This window comes from Arthrobacter sp. Z1-9 (assembly GCF_054792695.1).
The window spans coordinates 1354241-1370783 of record NZ_CP096456.1; the positions used below are offsets into that span (position 1 = coordinate 1354241).

Below are 16543 nucleotides of genomic sequence, written 5' to 3' on the forward strand. Positions count from 1 at the left end.
GGTGCTAGGCAGGGCAGAATCCGCCAGGCAGGGGAACGCCGTCCACCACTGGGCACGGGTCGAAGGTGAAGATCACCAGGGTGCCCAGGACGATGATGACGACGGTGGCCGAGTAGAGGACCGTCTTCAGCCAGCGGCGGGTTGAATCCTTTTCGGCGTAGTCGTTGATGATGGTGCGCACGCCGTTGGTCCCGTGCAGCATGGCCAGCCACAGCATGGTGAGGTCCCAGAACTGCCAGAACGGGTCGGCCCACTTGCCGGCCACGAAGCCGAAGTCGATGGCGTGGATACCTTCGCCCACCAGGAGGTTCACAAACAGGTGGCCGAAGATGAGGACCACCAGCACCACGCCGGAGAGCCGCATGAACAGCCAGGCAATCATCTCGAAGTTGCCCCGGCTTCCGCCGGTGCGGCGGTACTGGGGGGCGATCCGCCCGCTGCGCGGGCTCTCAATCGTTGCTGACATGGCTTAGTGACCTCCGAGTGCGAGGGACAGGTGGCGGATGGAGAAGGCAACCATGGTGACCACCCAGAGGCCCAGGACTGCCCAGAGCATCTGGCGCTGGTACTTGGCGCCCTTCTTCCAGAAGTCCACCGCGATGATGCGCAGGCCGTTGAAGGCGTGGAAAACGATGGCGGCAACAAGTCCGGTTTCACCCAGGGCCATCAGGGGGTTCTTGTAGGCACCGATCACCGCGGTGTAGGCCTCCGGTGACACCCGTACCAAGGAGGTGTCCAGGACGTGGACCAACAAGAAGAAAAAGATCACTACACCGGTAATCCGGTGTCCTACCCAGGACCACATGCCTTCACGGCCGCGGTACAAGGTGCCAGCTGGTTTTGTCGGCACTGATAAACCTCCCTGCAACACAGCGGCGCTGGCATGAGATCCACGCGGGGGGAACGCCTGCTGCGAGAGCACTCGTAGCTCAGGGCCTAAATCTAGGCTCCGCTAACAGCTTATTCAATTTAGGAACCCCTTGGTGCCCAGCAGTGGCAAGGATTCTGCCGATTAATGAGACAAACACCACAATCCGTGCGGTCCCGGCAGGATATGTTGCGGCCGAGGGGGTAAGCACGGGCCCCCCGGTACCGGGTCAGCTAAAGTAGGCCGTGATGAGTACAGACAAAGTGACAAGCCCGGTTTCACCCCTTGACCGCTTCATCGCGGTGATCCCGGCAGGCGGCGTGGGGACCCGCCTCTGGCCTCTGTCACGAGCCGCAGCTCCCAAGTTTCTTCACGACCTCACCGGTTCGGGCAGCACGCTGCTGCGCGCCACCTACGACCGGCTGCACCCGCTGGCCGGAACCAAGGTGCTGGTGGTTACCGGGAAAGCCCACCGGGATGCCGTCTGCCGGCAGCTCCCCGAGCTTCAGGATTCGGACCTGGTCCTGGAGTCGGAGCCGAAGGATTCCGCCGCGGCAATCGGCCTTGCCGCCGCCATCCTCCACGAGCGCGATCCTGACACCATCATGGGTTCCTTCGCCGCGGATCAGGTGATCAGCCCCGACCGGCTTTTCCAGAAGGCAGTCCGCGAGGCGATCCACACTGCCGCTGCCGGCAAGATCGTGACAATCGGCATCAAGCCCACCCACCCGTCCATCGGGTTCGGCTACATCCGCTCCGGGCGGGACCTGCACATTGAGGGGGCCCCCAGCGCCCAGGACGTGGTGGAGTTCGTGGAAAAGCCCAACGAGGAAGTGGCCCAGCAGTACGTGGACAGCGGCAACTACGTCTGGAACGCGGGCATGTTCGTGACACCGGTCGCGCTGCTGCTCAAGCACCTTGAAGCCAACCAGCCCGAGCTGTTCCAGGGCCTGCAGGAAATCGCGCGCGCCTGGGACACCCCCGCCCGTGACGAGGTCACGGCCCGGATCTGGCCCACGCTGCCCAAGATTGCCATCGACTACGCCGTTGCCGAACCTGCCGCCGAAGCCGGGGACGTCGCCGTCGTGCCCGGTTCCTTCCGCTGGGACGACGTCGGTGACTTTGCTTCCGTAGGCCGGCTCAACAGTGCCAAGGAAGTGGACGACGTCACGGTCCTGGGGGAGGGCGCGCGCGTCTTCACCGAGAACTCCAGCGGCGTGGTGGTCACCGACACCAAACGCGTCATCGCACTGATCGGAATCCAGGACGTTGTCATCGTGGACACCCCCGATGCCCTGCTGGTGACCACCATGGCCAACTCGCAGCGGGTCAAGGCGGCCGTGGATGCGCTGAAAGCCAGCGGCGATACCGACGTTCTGTGATGCGGGGCGGTCCCCGTATGTAACGCGGGGACCGCAATGGCCCGTATCACTGAGACCCTCGCTAGAGTGAAGCAGTGCGCAATTACACTACGGAAGCTGAGCCAACCGCCCTGGTGGCTCCATGGCTTGAGCCGCTCCTGCCGGAACTGATCGATTTCCGCCGGGACCTGCATGCGCATCCGGAACTGTCCTTCAAGGAATTCCGCACCACGGACAAGCTGGCTGACAGGCTGGAAGCTGCAGGCCTTCGCCCGCGTCGGCTTGACGGCACCGGGCTCACCGTGGACGTTGGCGAGGGTCCCGTCGCCACTGCCCTTCGCGGCGACATTGATGCCCTGCCCATCATCGAGGAAACGGGTTTGCCCTTCGCCTCGAAAAACCATGGTGTAACGCACGCGTGCGGCCACGACGTCCATACCACCACCATGCTGGGGATCGCCCTGGTGCTGCACCGGATGCACCAGGAGGAGCCGCTTGGTGCCACCGTCCGCATCATCTTCCAGCCTGCCGAGGAAACCATGCCGGGCGGCGCGCACTCGTGCATTGAGCAGGGCGTCCTGGACGGGGTGCCCAGGATCCTGGCACTGCATTGTGATCCGCGCATCGAGGTGGGCAAGATCGGCACACGCATCGGCGCCATCACCTCGGCCTCGGACACCATCCGGATCGAGCTTTCCGGCCGCGGCGGCCACACCTCCCGCCCGCACCTGACCGAGGACCTCGTGTTCGCCCTGGCGCAAATCGCCGTCAATGTTCCCGCCGTCCTGTCCCGCCGCGTGGACGTCCGCAGCGGCGTTTCGGTGGTGTGGGGCCAGATTTCGGCCGGCTCCGCACCCAACGCCATACCCGGAACCGGCTACATGGCCGGGACCATGCGCTGCCTGGACCGCGAGGCCTGGCACGCCGCCGGAGAACTGTTGGACGAGGTGGTCCACCAGGTGGCTGCACCGTACGGCGTTGACGTCCGCCTCGAACACACCAGGGGAGTGCCGCCGGTGGTGAACTCGGAGCACGAAACCGCCATCATCGAAGCATCCGCCCGCGCCGAAATTGGCGAAAGCGCAGTGGTGCTGACCCCGCAGTCCATGGGCGGAGAGGACTTTGCCTGGTTCCTCGCGGAGTTGCCGGGCGCCATGATGCGCCTGGGCACCAAGACCCCCGGGGGCGAGGAATACGACCTCCACCGCGGCGACTACATCCTGGATGAACGGGCCCTGGGCCTCGGTATCCGGGTCCTTACGGCTGCGGCGCTGCGCACCATCCGCGACCTTTAGTCCGGAAGGCGCGGGGCGCCGTCGTACTTCACCAAAGCGGGGCGGCAGCACCGGTGCGCGCCACAGTTAAGTTGTGCACAATTGAATTGCGCCTTACAGTGTTTACGTGACTGATGCTCCACGGCTTAACCGCCAGGTGTGCTTTGCCCTTTACTCGGCGTCCCGTGCCGCCACTGCCGTCTACCGGCCAGTGCTTGAAGAGCTCGGCCTGACGTATCCCCAGTACCTGGTGATGCTGGTGCTTTGGGAGAACGAGCCGCGCGGGGTGAAGGAACTGGGCGAGGAGCTCGGCCTTGATTCCGGCACGCTGTCACCCCTGCTGAAGCGGCTGGAGTCCCTGGGACTGGTGGAGCGCCGCCGGTCCGGTGAGGACGAGCGCCGCGTCGCCGTCCACCTGACGGCCGCCGGACGGAACCTGAGCAGCAGGGCCAACGCCCTCCCCACGCGGCTGGCCGAAGCTGCAGGACTTACGCCGGAAGAGCTCGACCAGCTGCACGACACCCTGGGACGGCTGACGGCCGCCCTGCACAACGCCCGCTGACGGCATTAGTCGGCAAATTTCCAATCCACCTACAGGACGGATACACCCCCGTGAAACCTCTTTACACTGCCGAGGCACTCGCCTCGGGCGAAGGACGCGACGGCAATGCGCGGACCAACGACGGCAAGCTGGACGTCACCCTTTCCAACCCCGTGGAGCTGGGCGGAAGCGGCCAGGGAACCAACCCGGAGCAGCTCTTCGCCGCCGGCTACGCGGCCTGCTTCCACTCCGCGCTCCGCCTGGTGGGCCGCAAGGAACGCGCCGACCTGACAGACTCGGCCGTGGCTGCCAAGGTCCACCTCGGCCAGCTGGACAATTCAGGTTTCGGGCTCGCCGCGGAACTGGAAATTGCGCTGCCTGCACTGGACCTGGCCACCGCCGAGGCGCTGGTCGCCAAAGCCCATCAAATCTGCCCCTACTCTAACGCCACGCGTGGAAACATCACGGTGGACATCAGGATCATGGAATTCGCCGCATGAGCCTCGGAACCCTTCCTGCCACCACCCGTGAAATCCGGCTGGCCTCCCGCCCGGTGGGGCGGCCCGCGCCGGAAAATTTCCGGCTTGCCGAATCCCCGCTGCCCGAACTTGTCTACGGCCAGATCCTGGTCCGGAACCTCTACATGTCAGTGGATCCCTACATGCGCGGACGCATGAACGACGTGAAGTCATACTCCGCGCCGTTTGCCCTGGACGCAGCGCTCGACGGCGGCGCGGTGGGGGAGGTGATCGCGTCCCGGTCCGCCGCGCACAAGGAGGGGGACGTCGTCGTGCACCCCCTCGGTTGGCGCGAATACTCAGTCGTCGATGCTGCTGCCGCCACGACCGCGCGGACTGACCTTGCCCCCGCTTCCGCTTTCCTGGGTGCACTGGGCATGACGGGCCTGACGGCGTACGCCGGGTTGCTCAAGGTGGCCGAGTTCGTGCCCGGCGAGGCAGTTTTTGTCTCAGGCGCGGCAGGTGCCGTGGGCTCCCTGGTTGGCCAGATAGCCAAAGCGATGGGTGCGTCCCGCGTCATCGGTTCCGCGGGCTCGCCCGCCAAGGTTGCCCGGCTCCTTGAACTCGGCTTCGACGCGGCGTTCGATTACCACGACGGCCCCGTGCGCGAACAGCTGAAGAAGGCTGCCGGTCCGGACGGCATCGATGTCTATTTCGATAATGTGGGCGGCGATCACCTCGAGGCAGCCCTGGCCACCCTGAACGTCGGGGGCCGGGTGGCCATGTGCGGGGCCATCGCGCAGTACAACTCCACCGAGCCGACGCCGGCACCGCACAACCTGATGTTGGCCATTGGCAAACAGCTCACCCTCCGAGGTTTCCTGGTGGGCGGCCAGCGGCAGCACGCGGCCGAGTTCGCTGCCCAAATGGCCGGCTGGCTGGCTGACGGCACCGTCCGTTACGACGAGACCATCGTCGATGGGCTCGAGAATGCCCCGCAGGCCTTTATGGATCTGCTGGACGGCGCCAACACCGGCAAGATGCTGGTCCGCCTCTGACGGCTGTCCGGCAGCTGAACAACAGTAAGGGGCCGCACGCAACTGCGGCCCCTTACTCGTTGGTAACAACTTGTAAACAATCTCCTCAATGGTGCCCGGGTGTGCTACGGAGACGTGTCGCAGGCCACTAAAATGGGTGCCATCAGTGCGCTCCGGCGCAGTGCTGCGGGCCCTCAGTGACAACAGAATTTCAGTGCAGAAACGGACACTCATTGAATTCGAGCCGTAGCGCCACTCTCTTCATCCTGGAGGAAAATTGAAGACATCACTGCGTGCACAATTCAAGCGCGGGTCCATGGCAGGCCTGGCTACCGTCAGCGCCTCAGCCCTTCTGTTGACCGCCTGCGGCGCAGCCCCTGAAGCCGGAAGCACCTCATCCGCCGGGGCCAGTGACTACACCGGCTGCATCGTCTCCGACTCCGGTGGATTCGACGACCAGTCCTTCAACCAGTCCTCCTACGAAGGGCTGAAGAAGAATGAGAAGGACCTGGGGATCAAAGTCAACCAGGCGGAGTCCAAAACCAACAACGACTTCGAACCGAACCTGCGCGCCATGGTCACCGCGGGCTGCGACCTTACCCTCACGGTGGGCTTCCTTCTCGGCGACGCCACCAAGCAGCAGGCAGAAGCCAACCCCGACAAGCATTTCGCCATCATCGACTTCGCATACGACACCCCGGTCGCGAACGTCAAGCCGATCATCTACGACACCGCACAGGCAGCCTTCCTCGCCGGCTACCTCGCGGCAGGCACCACCAAAACCGGGAAAGTGGCTACCTTCGGTGGCAAGAACATCCCCACGGTCACCATCTTCATGGATGGCTTCGCTGACGGCGTGAAGTACTACAACAAGCAGAAGGGCAAGGACGTCCAACTCCTTGGCTGGAACAAGGACACCCAGGACGGGACGTTCACCGGTGACTTCGAAAAGCAAGACGTCGGCAAGCAGGTCACCCAGAACTTCCTGGACCAGGGCGCCGACATTGTGCTGCCCGTCGCCGGGTCGACCAGCAAGGGAGCGGGGGCGGCGCTGAAGGATGCCAAGGCCGCCGGCAAGGACGTCAAGCTGATCTGGGTCGACTCCGACGGCTACCTGACCGCCCCTGACTACAAGGACATTATGCTGTCCTCCATCATAAAGACGATGGACAAGGCCGTAGAGGCCGTGGTCAAGGATGACACGGAAGGCAAGTTCAGCAACACGCCGTACGTCGGCACGCTGGCCAACGACGGTGTGCAGTTGGCCCCCTTCCACGATCTCGATTCGCAGGTCCCCGCCGAGCTCAAGTCCGAGCTGGAGCAGATCAAGAAGGACATCGTGGACGGCAAGCTCAAGGTTGAGTCCAAGGAAAGCCCCAAGTCCTGACCCATGCATGGAGCGCCGCCGCCCGGCTGGTCGATGACCGGCCGGGCGGCGGCGCTTTTTGCTGCTGCCTCTTTTGGGCCACCGCCCGCTCATCCCAGGACTGCAACCACTAGGCTGGTGCTGCAGCCACATATCCCGTCCGGTCGATCACTGGACGCTTCGAGATTGGTCTTCAGTTTTGAAACTTGAACTCAAAGGGATCACCAAACGCTTCGGGACTTTGCTTGCCAACGACCACATCGACGTGGTGGTTGAACCCGGCCAGATCCACTGCCTGCTGGGCGAGAACGGGGCCGGCAAATCCACCCTGATGAATGTGCTGTACGGCCTTTACGAGCCCTCCGAGGGTGAAATCCTCGTCGATGGCAGGGCCGTTTCCTTCCGTGGACCGGGCGACGCCATGGCGGCCGGGATCGGGATGGTGCACCAGCACTTTATGCTGGTCCCGGTGTTCACGGTTGCCGAGAATGTGGCCCTAGGTGCCGAACCCACCAAGGCTGCCGGCTTCCTGAACCTGGACGAGACCCGCCGCCGGATCAAGGAGATCTCGGACCAGTACGGCTTCGACGTGGATCCTGACGCCCTGGTGGAGGACCTGCCCGTGGGCGTCCAGCAACGCGTCGAAATCATCAAGGCACTGGTGCGCAATGCCAAGGTCCTGATCCTTGATGAACCCACTGCGGTGCTGACGCCCCAGGAAACCGACGAGCTGCTGGACATCATGCGCCAGCTCAAGTCCGGAGGCACCTCCATCGTCTTCATCTCCCACAAGCTGCGGGAAGTGAAGGAGGTCTCGGACACCATCACCGTGATCAGGCGCGGGAAGGTGGTGGGGGAAGCCAGTCCCACCACGCCCACTGCCGAACTCGCCTCCATGATGGTGGGACGCGCCGTCAGCCTCAACCTGGACAAAGCACCCGCCCAGCCGAAGGAAAAAACCTTCGAAATCCGGGACCTCACCGTCATCGCCCCCAATGGCCGGCACGTGGTGGACGGACTCAGCTTCGACATCGCGCGCGGCGAGATCCTGGCTGTAGCCGGCGTGCAGGGCAACGGCCAGACCGAACTTACCGAAGCCATCCTTGGCCTGCAGGACCGGGTGTCCGGATCCATCACGCTGGACGGCAAAGAGCTGCTTGGCCGGTCCGTGAAGGAAGTCCTGCACGCCGGCGTCGGATTCGTGCCGGAAGACCGCAAGGTGGACGGACTGGTGGGCACGTTCTCCGTGGCCGAGAACCTGGTCCTTGACCTCTATGACAAGCCTCCCTTCGCGAAGGGCATCAGCATGAGTCCGGCGAAAATCCTGGAGAACGCCAAGGCCCGCATCGGCGAATTCGATGTGCGGACGCCCTCGGCAGCAGCCGCCGCAGGTACGCTGTCCGGCGGCAACCAGCAGAAAGTGGTGATGGCGCGCGAACTCTCCCGCCCGCTGCGCCTGTTCATCGCCTCCCAGCCCACCCGCGGAGTGGACGTCGGGTCCATCGAGTTCCTGCACCGCCGGATTGTTGCCGAGCGCGACCAGGGGACGCCGGTGATGATCATCTCCACCGAGCTTGACGAGGTGATGGAACTGGCCGACCGGATCGCGGTGCTCTACAAAGGCAAGCTGGTGGGCATCGTCCCTGCCGGCACCGGCCGGGACGTCCTGGGCCTCATGATGGCGGGAATCCCGCCGGTGGAACACACCCATCCAACGGGGCAGGCGCCCGCCGCTGCCACGGCCTCCACTTCCGACGCCGAAGGAGGCGACCATGTCTGACAAGCATCCCCCCAAACACGCGGCCGGCGAACACAGCGGCAAAGCGCACGGGTCCACGCCCGCTGCGGAGGAGACGGCCGCCGTCGTATCCGTTGATACCGCCGGCGGCGCCATGGAGCCCTCCGCTGTTCCGGCCACGGCCCAAAGCGGGCTGCTTCCGGGCGGCCCGGACACCCTGCTGCGCAGGATCTTTACCGGGAGCGGCATGGTCTCGGTGCTGGCCGTACTGCTTGCGCTCCTCATCGGCGGCCTCCTGATTGCCAGTACCGACAAACAGGTGGCAACGACCTCCACCTACTTCTTCGCCCGTCCCACGGACTTCCTGTCAGCAGTGTGGAACGCCGCCACCCGCTCCTACGTGGCGTTGTTCCAGGGTTCGGTCTTCAACCCCCGCGGCAACAGTGTCGCGGCCCAGTTCGCACCGTTCATGGAGACGCTCACCATTGCCACGCCGCTTATCACGGCCGGCCTCGGCGTAGCACTTGCGTTCCGCGCCGGGCTCTTCAACATCGGCGCGCAGGGACAGATCATCGTGGCAGGCATCCTTGCAGCCTGGGTGGGCTTCGCGCTGCACCTGCCCCTGGGGCTGCACCTGCTGCTGGTCCTGGTGGCCGGCATCATCGGCGGCGCTTTCTGGGGCGGACTGGTGGGGCTCCTCAAAGCGCGGACGGGCGCCCACGAAGTCATCCTGACCATCATGTTCAACTACATCGCGCTGTACTTCCTGCGGTACCTGCTGAACACCCCGGCCTTCCAGCGGCCGGGGGAGACGAACCCCATCTCGCCCATCCTGGATCCCACGGCCGTATACCCGCAGATTTTTGGCACCCAGTACCGGTTGCACTTGGGCTTCCTCCTGGCCATCGCGGCCACTGTGCTGGTGTGGTGGCTCCTGAACCGCTCCACGGTTGGCTTTGAGTTCCGTGCTGTCGGTGCCAACCCCAAGGCTGCGCAGACCGCCGGCATCAATGTTTCCCGCTCCACCATCCTGGTGATGGCCCTTGCCGGCGGACTTGCCGGCATGTCCGGCGTCGCGCAGGTGGCGGGCACCGAGAAAGTCCTGACCGACGGCGTCGCCGCCACTTATGGATTCGACGCGATCACCGTTGCCCTGCTGGGACGTTCGACGCCGTGGGGTACCTTCGCTGCCGGCCTGCTGTTCGGCGCCTTCCGCGCCGGTGCCGTCCAGATGCAGATCCAAACCGGAACCCCCATCGACATCGTCCTGGTGGTCCAGTCCCTGATCGTCCTCTTCATTGCGGCTCCGCCGCTGGTCCGGGCCGTCTTCGGCCTGAACCCCCGCCGCAAGAAGCCGGCCCGCGCGGCCAAGTCCCGCCAGGCAGCCACCACCGGAGGTGCAGCATGAGCACAAAAGTATCCTCGCCCCTCCCGGGCAAGCCCCAGCCCGGTGACACCCAGACGCCTACCGGCTTCGCAGCCGTCTCCACCAAGCCGGTGACCTGGCGGACTCCGGTCCTGCTCACGGTCTTCGCACTGATCGCCCTGGTCTTCTTCGGATTGATGGCACCGAACCAGACCGCCAGTTTCGGCATCTCCACCGGCGAGGACTTTTTCCAGCTGCCCGCCCTGGCGGTGAACGCCTTCGCCGGGGGCATCGTGCTGTCCGCCCTCCTGGTGGGGCTCGCGGCCTATGCCGTATACCTCAAGACGAAGGACCGGCCCGCCCCCGGTTGGCTGACAGTCACCTTCATCGTCCTGTTCGTGGCCGCCTTCCTCATCTGGGTGGTGGGCGGTGCCCGCACCCCGAGCATTTCGCTGGCCGGGCTCATCGCCGGGTCGGTCACCCTTGCCGTCCCGCTGGTGTTCGGCTCACTGTCCGGCGTGCTGTGTGAGCGGGTGGGCGTGGTCAACATCGCCATCGAGGGCCAGCTCCTGGGCGGCGCATTTACCGCCGCCATTGTGGCAAGCATGACCCAGAACCCCTTCATCGGGCTGCTGGCCGCCGCCGTGGCGGGGGCCGTCGTGTCCATGGTGCTGGCCCTGTTCAGCATCAAGTACCTCGTGAACCAGATCATCGTGGGTGTGGTGCTGAACGTCCTGGTCTCCGGCGTCACCGGCTTCCTGTTCAGCACTGTGATGCAGGCCAACAAGGCCCAGTTCAACTCGCCTCCCGGGCTGGACGTCATCGAAATTCCCGTCCTGTCCAGCATCCCGATCATTGGGCCCATCCTTTTCCGCCAGTCCCTGGTGGGATACCTGATGTACATCGCGGTCCTGGTGGTCTGGGTGGGCCTCTTCAAGACCCGTTGGGGCCTGCGTGTACGTGCGGTCGGTGAGCACCCGCAGGCCGCCGACACCCTGGGCATCAACGTCAATGCCACCCGGTTCTGGAACGTCACCCTGGGCGGGGCCGTAGCCGGCATCGGCGGGTCCTTCTTCACGTTGGTGGCGATTGACAGCTTCACCAAGGAAATCTCCGGCGGCCGCGGCTTTATCGCGCTGGCTGCCCTGATCTTTGGCCGGTGGAATCCTATCGGTGCCTTCTTCGCCGCGCTGCTGTTCGGGTTCGCGGACAACCTGCAGAGCATCGTGACCATCATCGGCACCCCCGTGCCCAGCCAGTTCATGGCCATGCTGCCCTACCTGGTGACGGTTCTCGCCGTGGCCGGGCTGGTGGGCAAGTCGCGGGGCCCGGCAGCCAGCGGCATCCCGTATGTCAAGGGTTGACGGCGTGGCCGCCGGAGGGGACGTGAACTGGTCGGCGCTGGAAGCCGCCGCCGTCGAAGCCATGCGGAAGGCATATACGCCTTACTCGAAGTTCCCGGTGGGGGCGGCAGCCCTTACCGAGGACGGCAGGATCGTCAGCGGCTGCAACGTGGAGAACGCAAGCTATGGCCTGACCCTTTGCGCCGAATGCGCGCTGGTGGGCCACCTGCACATGACCGGCGGCGGCCTGCTCCGCGCGTTCTACTGCGTGGACGGCGCCGGCAACGTCCTGATGCCGTGCGGGCGCTGCCGCCAGCTGCTGTACGAATTCCGTGCCCCCGGCATGGAGCTGATGACCACCCAAGGCATCAAGACCATGGACCAGGTGCTGCCAGACGCCTTTGGTCCCGAACACCTGGAGGGAAACCGGTGACAGACACCCGCGCAGCGACTAAGGCCGAAGCGTTCGACGCCGTCGATATCATCCGCATCAAACGGGACAAGGGCACGCTGAGCCCGGAACAGATCGACTGGACCATCGATGCCTACACGCGGGGAGTGATCGCGGACGAGCAGATGGCCGCCCTCAACATGGCCATCCTGCTCAACGGCATGAACCGCAGCGAAATCGCCCGGTGGACGGCCGCAATGATCGCTTCCGGCGAGCGGATGGACTTCTCCAGCCTGCGCCGTCCCGACGGCGGGCTGAAGTACACCTCGGACAAGCACTCCACCGGGGGCGTGGGGGACAAGGTCACCCTGCCGCTGGCGCCATTGGTAGCCGTGTTCGGCGTCGCCGTTCCCCAGCTCTCCGGCCGGGGACTCGGGCATACCGGCGGCACGCTGGACAAGCTGGAGTCCATCCCCGGCTGGCGGGCCTCACTCACCAAGGAGGAGATGCTGGCCCAGCTCCAGGATGTGGGCGCCGTCATCTGCGCAGCCGGCGCAGGCCTGGCTCCGGCAGACAAGAAGCTCTACGCACTCCGGGACGTTACAGGAACCGTTGAGGCCATCCCGCTGATTGCATCGTCCATCATGAGCAAGAAGATTGCCGAGGGCACCGGCTCGCTGGTCCTGGACGTGAAGGTGGGCAGCGGCGCCTTTATGAAGGATGAGGCCAAGGCCCGCGAGCTGGCAGAGACCATGGTGGCGCTCGGTAAGGATGCCGGAGTCAACACCGTGGCCCTCCTCACCAACATGAATACGCCCCTGGGCCTGACGGCCGGCAACGCCATCGAGGTAGAGGAATCCATTGAGGTGCTGGCAGGCGGCGGCCCCGACGACGTGGTGGAGTTGACGGTCCGGCTCGCCGAGGAAATGCTCGCCGCTGCAGGAGTGCACGACGCCGATCCCGCCGCCGCCTTGAAAGACGGCCGTGCCATGGACGTCTGGAACCGGAAGGTCGAGGCTCAGGGCGGCGACCCGCGGGCCAAGCTGCCGGTGGCACGGGAGTCCGAGGTGGTTTACGCCCCGGCCGATGGAGTGCTGGTGGAACTCGACGCCCTTGCCGTGGGCGTGGCAGCCTGGCGGCTCGGCGCAGGGCGGGCACGGAAGGAGGACATCGTGCAGGCAGGCGCGGGAGTCCGGATGCATGCCAAGCCCGGTGCCGTGGTCCGGGCGGGAGAGCCCCTGATGACCCTGCTCACGGACACTCCGGAACGGTTTGCCCGGGCAAAGGAAGCGCTGGAGAATGCGGTGGTCATCGCCCCCGAGGGATCGCGGCCGGCACAACGGCTGATCCTTGACCGCATAGCATAGGGAGCCATGCAGGCCATCAATGACTTCATCCTCGCGGCAGCCGGACAGCCCTGGGTGCTGTTCCTTGTTTTGGCCTGCTGCATCATTGACGGCTTCTTTCCGCCCGTGCCGAGTGAGTCCGTGGTGGTGGGTCTTTCCGCAGTTTCTGCCACAGCCGATGTCCCCAACCCCTGGCTCCTGATGCTGGTGGCGGCTCTTGGCGCCTTTTCCGGCGACAACATCGCGTATTTGATCGGGCGCAGGGTGGGCACCGGGCGCTGGGCATGGATGCGGGGCCCGCGGATGCAAAGCGCCTTCCGGTGGGCAGGCCGGGAGCTGCGAAAGCGCCCGGCCTCGCTCATCCTTGTGGCGCGGTTCGTGCCGATCGGAAGGGTGGCGGTGAACCTCACCGCAGGTGTCACGCACTATCCGCATCTGCGCTTCGTGGCGCTGACCGTCCTCTCGGCCACCCTCTGGGCCGCCTATTCGGTGGGGATCGGGCTTTTCTTCGGGCAGTGGTTTGAAGACAACCACCTCCTGGGGGCCGTCATCGCCATCATCTGTGCAGTGGCGCTGGGAATCGTGGTGGACGTCGTCATCAACCGGGTCCGGCGCGGCCAGCCCACCGTGGAGCGGATGAAGGAACCGGAAGCGTAGTTGAACCGTTGTTCGGGCAGGCAGGGGGCGTAGCGTGTTGCGCCGCGGCCGTGGGACACTTAGAACGATTTCCGCTTTGGCTGCGTCACTTGTGGCTGGTGCCATTTTGCATAGGAGCAAGACCGCGTGGAGTTTATTAATGAGGCCGTGCTCCATGCAGCGGGCCAGTGGTGGATCTACCCGATACTGCTGCTGTTCTTCTTCGTGGACGGCTTCGCCATGGTGGTCCCCAGCGAGACCCTCATCGTGGCCCTTGCGGCGTTCTCCCGGCACAGCGGGGAACCCAACCTTTGGATCCTCGGCCTCACCGCCCTGATCGGCGCCATCGCGGGCGACAACATGGCTTTTATGCTCGGACGCCGGATTGGCCTGAACCGGTGGAAGTGGATGCGCCGGGCCAAGGTCCAGAAGGCCTTCGGCTGGGCACGCTATGAACTGGAGAAGCGCGGCGCGGTGCTGATCTTCACTGCCCGCTACATTCCCTGGGGCCGGGTGGCCGTCAACTACGTGGCTGGGAGCACCGGCTTCGCCCACCGCCGCTTCTTCCTGCTGGACGCCTTCGCCTGCTTCACCTGGGTGGGGTATTCCATCGGCATCGGCCTGCTGGCCAGTTCCTTCCCGTGGCTGCACCACAACCCCCTGCTCAGTGCCGGCATCGCAGTGGTGTTCGCCATTGTGCTGGGCATCCTCATCGACCACCTGCTCCGGTGGTGGCACAAGCACCTTGCCCGCAACGACTCCGAACACGTGGATGAGTGGCTCGACGGCGGGCCGGACGGGGCGCAGGACAACCAAACCGGCAGCACCGCCGTCCTGGCACCCGCTGCCGCAGACGGCAAGCCTGCCGCTACCTAGCGGCTGGCATTGAACCCCTGCCCACCCTAAGGTGGGAACGTGACTGAGCCTATTGTTGACGCCGCCCCTGCCATCGATTTTGACCTGAAGAACCTGCCCAAGGTTTCACTTCACGACCACCTGGACGGAGGACTCCGTCCGGCCACCATCATCGAGCTGGCCGAGGCAGTTGGCCACACCCTTCCGTCCACGGATCCGGTGGCGCTGGGTCAATGGTTCCGTGAGTCCGCGGACTCCGGCTCCCTGGTCCGCTACCTCGAGACGTTCGACCACACCGTGGCCGTGATGCAGACGGCCGAAGGCCTGTTCCGCGTGGCGAAGGAATTTGTCGAGGACCTCGCTGACGACGGCGTTGTGTACGGCGAAGTACGTTGGGCGCCGGAGCAGCATCTGCAGAAGGGCCTCACCCTGGATGAAGCGGTGGAAGCGGTGCAGGAAGGCCTTGAGGCCGGCGTCGAGGCTGTGGGGGAGAGCGGACGCGAAATCCAGGTGGGCCAGCTCATCACGGCCATGCGCCACGCGGACCGCGGCCAGGAGATCGCTGAACTGGCTGTCCGCCACCGCAACAAGGGCGCCGTGGGCTTTGACATCGCCGGCGCCGAAGACGGCTTCCTGCCCTCCCGCTTCAAGGAAGCCTTCACCTACCTGGCCCAGAACAACTTCCCGGCCACCGTGCACGCAGGCGAGGCAGCGGGCCTGGAGAGCATCCAGTCCGCCCTGGTGGACGGCCGGGCGCTGCGGCTGGGGCATGGCGTCAGGATTGCCGAGGACATCATGGTGGAGTTCGACGACGATGACGAGACCGAGGACACCATCGGGCTGGTCACCCTTGGGGACCTCTCCAGCTGGGTCCGGGACCGCGGCATCGCCCTGGAGATCTGCCCGTCCTCCAATCTCCAGACCGGTGCGATCGCCGGGTTCGGCGACGGCATCGAAAGCCACCCGCTGGACATGCTCTACCAGCTGGGCTTCAACGTCACCATCAACACCGACAACCGCCTGATGAGCGGCGTCACCCTGACGGACGAATTCGACCTCCTGGTGGAAACCTTCGACTACGACCTCGACGACCTGCTGGAACTGACCCTGAACGCCGCCGAGGCATCCTTCCTGCCCCTTGAGGAGAAGGAAGCCCTGGTGGAGTACATCAACGACGCCTACGCGAACCTTGGGTAACGAGCCGGATCCCGGCAGCTCCCCGGCGGGGGAGCTCCCTGGCAGCTACCCGAGCAGCTCGCCGCTGGGGGAGCTCCCCGGCAGCTCCCCGCTGGGGGAGCTGCTGGGGATAGTCGCGTCCCTGCGCGAGCACTGCCCCTGGATGGGGGCGCTCACCCACGCGTCGCTGGTGGAGTACCTCCTCGAAGAGGCCTATGAGGTTGCCGAAACAATCGAGGCCGGAACCGCTGGCAATACCACGGCAAAAGCAGCCGATGCCGAACTCCAGGGCGAGCTGGGCGACGTCCTGCTCCAGGTGGTGCTGCACGCCCGGCTTGCCGAGGAGCGCGGTGCCTTCACGTTCGACGACGTCGCACGGGGGCTGAGTGCCAAGATGGTCCGGCGGAACCCCCACGTGTTCCGCCCGGACGGCTCCCTGCAGGACAGCTTTCCGGCCACGATTGCTGAGATCGTGCAGAAGTGGGATGCCGTGAAGCGGGCCGAGCGGCCGGAGCGGCAGGATCCGTTTGAAGGCATCCCGGTGGCGCTCCCGGCGCTGGCCCGGGCACAAAAAGCCCTTGACCGCGCGGCCAGGGCAGGGCTTCCGCAAACTCAACCACCGGCGGATGTTGGCCCGTTCACGTCGGAAGAAGAACTCGGTAAGCTGCTGCTCGCCGTCGTGCATTCCGCCCACGCCAGCGGCTTGGACGCCGAGCGTGCCCTGCGCGGCGCGGTCCGGACCTACCAGCAGCGTGTCCCCGGGCAGCACCAACAGACCTAGCCGCAC

General features: G+C 65.3%; 17 protein-coding genes. 15 read left to right on the plus strand and 2 right to left on the minus strand.

The genetic code is table 11. The features are described 5' to 3' along the window. Positions 1-4 precede the first annotated feature (4 nt). Positions 5-466 carry a succinate dehydrogenase hydrophobic membrane anchor subunit gene (locus M1D93_RS06210; protein ID WP_050055919.1) on the minus strand — a complete coding sequence of 154 codons (462 nt, stop codon included), beginning with the start codon at positions 464-466 and terminating at the stop codon, positions 5-7. A 3-nt stretch (positions 467-469) separates the two neighbouring features. Continuing rightward, on the minus strand, positions 470-805 hold the full coding sequence (sdhC, locus tag M1D93_RS06215; RefSeq protein ID WP_043794536.1) for a succinate dehydrogenase, cytochrome b556 subunit: 336 nt from the start codon (positions 803-805) through the stop codon (positions 470-472). Between the two features lie 311 nt (positions 806-1116). Here sdhC and M1D93_RS06220 point away from each other — a divergent pair, with 311 nt between their 5' ends. The 15 genes from M1D93_RS06220 (at position 1117) to M1D93_RS06290 (ending at position 16537) form a co-directional block, all read left to right on the plus strand. Continuing rightward, positions 1117-2250, plus strand: coding sequence for a mannose-1-phosphate guanylyltransferase (locus tag M1D93_RS06220; RefSeq protein ID WP_461174275.1), 1134 nt, complete (start codon positions 1117-1119; stop codon positions 2248-2250). 74 nt (positions 2251-2324) lie between these two features. Next, positions 2325-3524 (plus strand): amidohydrolase, encoded by a 1200-nt coding sequence (locus tag M1D93_RS06225; protein WP_461174276.1) that lies wholly within the window; start codon positions 2325-2327, stop codon positions 3522-3524. 106 nt (positions 3525-3630) lie between these two features. Next, entirely contained in the window at positions 3631-4065 is a 435-nt protein-coding gene (locus M1D93_RS06230; RefSeq protein ID WP_461174277.1) for a MarR family winged helix-turn-helix transcriptional regulator, read from the plus strand. Between the two features lie 50 nt (positions 4066-4115). Next, positions 4116-4544, plus strand: a complete 429-nt coding sequence (locus tag M1D93_RS06235; RefSeq protein ID WP_461174278.1) for an organic hydroperoxide resistance protein — start codon at positions 4116-4118, stop codon at positions 4542-4544. Continuing rightward, on the plus strand, positions 4541-5560 hold the full coding sequence (locus tag M1D93_RS06240) for an NADP-dependent oxidoreductase (protein WP_461174279.1): 1020 nt from the start codon (positions 4541-4543) through the stop codon (positions 5558-5560). Before M1D93_RS06235 ends, M1D93_RS06240 begins: the two co-directional genes overlap by 4 nt. Before the next feature lie 256 nt (positions 5561-5816). Further along, positions 5817-6926, plus strand: coding sequence for a BMP family lipoprotein (locus M1D93_RS06245; RefSeq protein WP_461174280.1), 1110 nt, complete (start codon positions 5817-5819; stop codon positions 6924-6926). 178 nt (positions 6927-7104) lie between these two features. Then, entirely contained in the window at positions 7105-8685 is a 1581-nt protein-coding gene (locus tag M1D93_RS06250) for an ABC transporter ATP-binding protein (RefSeq protein ID WP_461174281.1), read from the plus strand. Beyond that, positions 8678-10051, plus strand: coding sequence for an ABC transporter permease (locus M1D93_RS06255; protein ID WP_461174282.1), 1374 nt, complete (start codon positions 8678-8680; stop codon positions 10049-10051). The genes M1D93_RS06250 and M1D93_RS06255 overlap by 8 nt, the downstream gene beginning before the upstream one ends. Further along, positions 10048-11373, plus strand: coding sequence for an ABC transporter permease (locus M1D93_RS06260; protein ID WP_461174283.1), 1326 nt, complete (start codon positions 10048-10050; stop codon positions 11371-11373). The genes M1D93_RS06255 and M1D93_RS06260 overlap by 4 nt, the downstream gene beginning before the upstream one ends. Further along, positions 11360-11785 (plus strand): cytidine deaminase, encoded by a 426-nt coding sequence (locus tag M1D93_RS06265; protein WP_461174284.1) that lies wholly within the window; start codon positions 11360-11362, stop codon positions 11783-11785. The genes M1D93_RS06260 and M1D93_RS06265 overlap by 14 nt, the downstream gene beginning before the upstream one ends. Continuing rightward, a complete protein-coding gene (locus M1D93_RS06270; protein ID WP_461174285.1) occupies positions 11782-13110 on the plus strand; it encodes a thymidine phosphorylase in 1329 nt (442 codons plus the stop codon). The genes M1D93_RS06265 and M1D93_RS06270 overlap by 4 nt, the downstream gene beginning before the upstream one ends. Before the next feature lie 6 nt (positions 13111-13116). Beyond that, positions 13117-13746, plus strand: a complete 630-nt coding sequence (locus M1D93_RS06275; protein ID WP_461174286.1) for a DedA family protein — start codon at positions 13117-13119, stop codon at positions 13744-13746. A gap of 126 nt (positions 13747-13872) precedes the next feature. After that, positions 13873-14601, plus strand: coding sequence for a DedA family protein (locus tag M1D93_RS06280; RefSeq protein WP_461174287.1), 729 nt, complete (start codon positions 13873-13875; stop codon positions 14599-14601). Between the two features lie 39 nt (positions 14602-14640). After that, positions 14641-15777, plus strand: a complete 1137-nt coding sequence (locus M1D93_RS06285; protein WP_461174288.1) for an adenosine deaminase — start codon at positions 14641-14643, stop codon at positions 15775-15777. Between the two features lie 142 nt (positions 15778-15919). After that, positions 15920-16537, plus strand: coding sequence for a MazG nucleotide pyrophosphohydrolase domain-containing protein (locus M1D93_RS06290; RefSeq protein ID WP_461174946.1), 618 nt, complete (start codon positions 15920-15922; stop codon positions 16535-16537). Positions 16538-16543 lie beyond the last annotated feature (6 nt).

What these genes read in the sequence shown, in the direction of transcription:
- sdhC (WP_043794536.1), bottom strand. Translation starts at nt 805, where the DNA reads ATGTGGTCCTGGGTAGGACACCGGATTACCGGTGTAGTGATCTTTTTC.
- M1D93_RS06265 (WP_461174284.1), top strand. Translation starts at nt 11,360, where the DNA reads ATGTCAAGGGTTGACGGCGTGGCCGCCGGAGGGGACGTGAACTGGTCG.
- M1D93_RS06240 (WP_461174279.1), top strand. Translation starts at nt 4,541, where the DNA reads ATGAGCCTCGGAACCCTTCCTGCCACCACCCGTGAAATCCGGCTGGCC.
- M1D93_RS06290 (WP_461174946.1), top strand. Translation starts at nt 15,920, where the DNA reads ATGGGGGCGCTCACCCACGCGTCGCTGGTGGAGTACCTCCTCGAAGAG.
- M1D93_RS06255 (WP_461174282.1), top strand. Translation starts at nt 8,678, where the DNA reads ATGTCTGACAAGCATCCCCCCAAACACGCGGCCGGCGAACACAGCGGC.
- M1D93_RS06210 (WP_050055919.1), bottom strand. Translation starts at nt 466, where the DNA reads ATGTCAGCAACGATTGAGAGCCCGCGCAGCGGGCGGATCGCCCCCCAG.
- M1D93_RS06275 (WP_461174286.1), top strand. Translation starts at nt 13,117, where the DNA reads ATGCAGGCCATCAATGACTTCATCCTCGCGGCAGCCGGACAGCCCTGG.
- M1D93_RS06220 (WP_461174275.1), top strand. Translation starts at nt 1,117, where the DNA reads ATGAGTACAGACAAAGTGACAAGCCCGGTTTCACCCCTTGACCGCTTC.
- M1D93_RS06260 (WP_461174283.1), top strand. Translation starts at nt 10,048, where the DNA reads ATGAGCACAAAAGTATCCTCGCCCCTCCCGGGCAAGCCCCAGCCCGGT.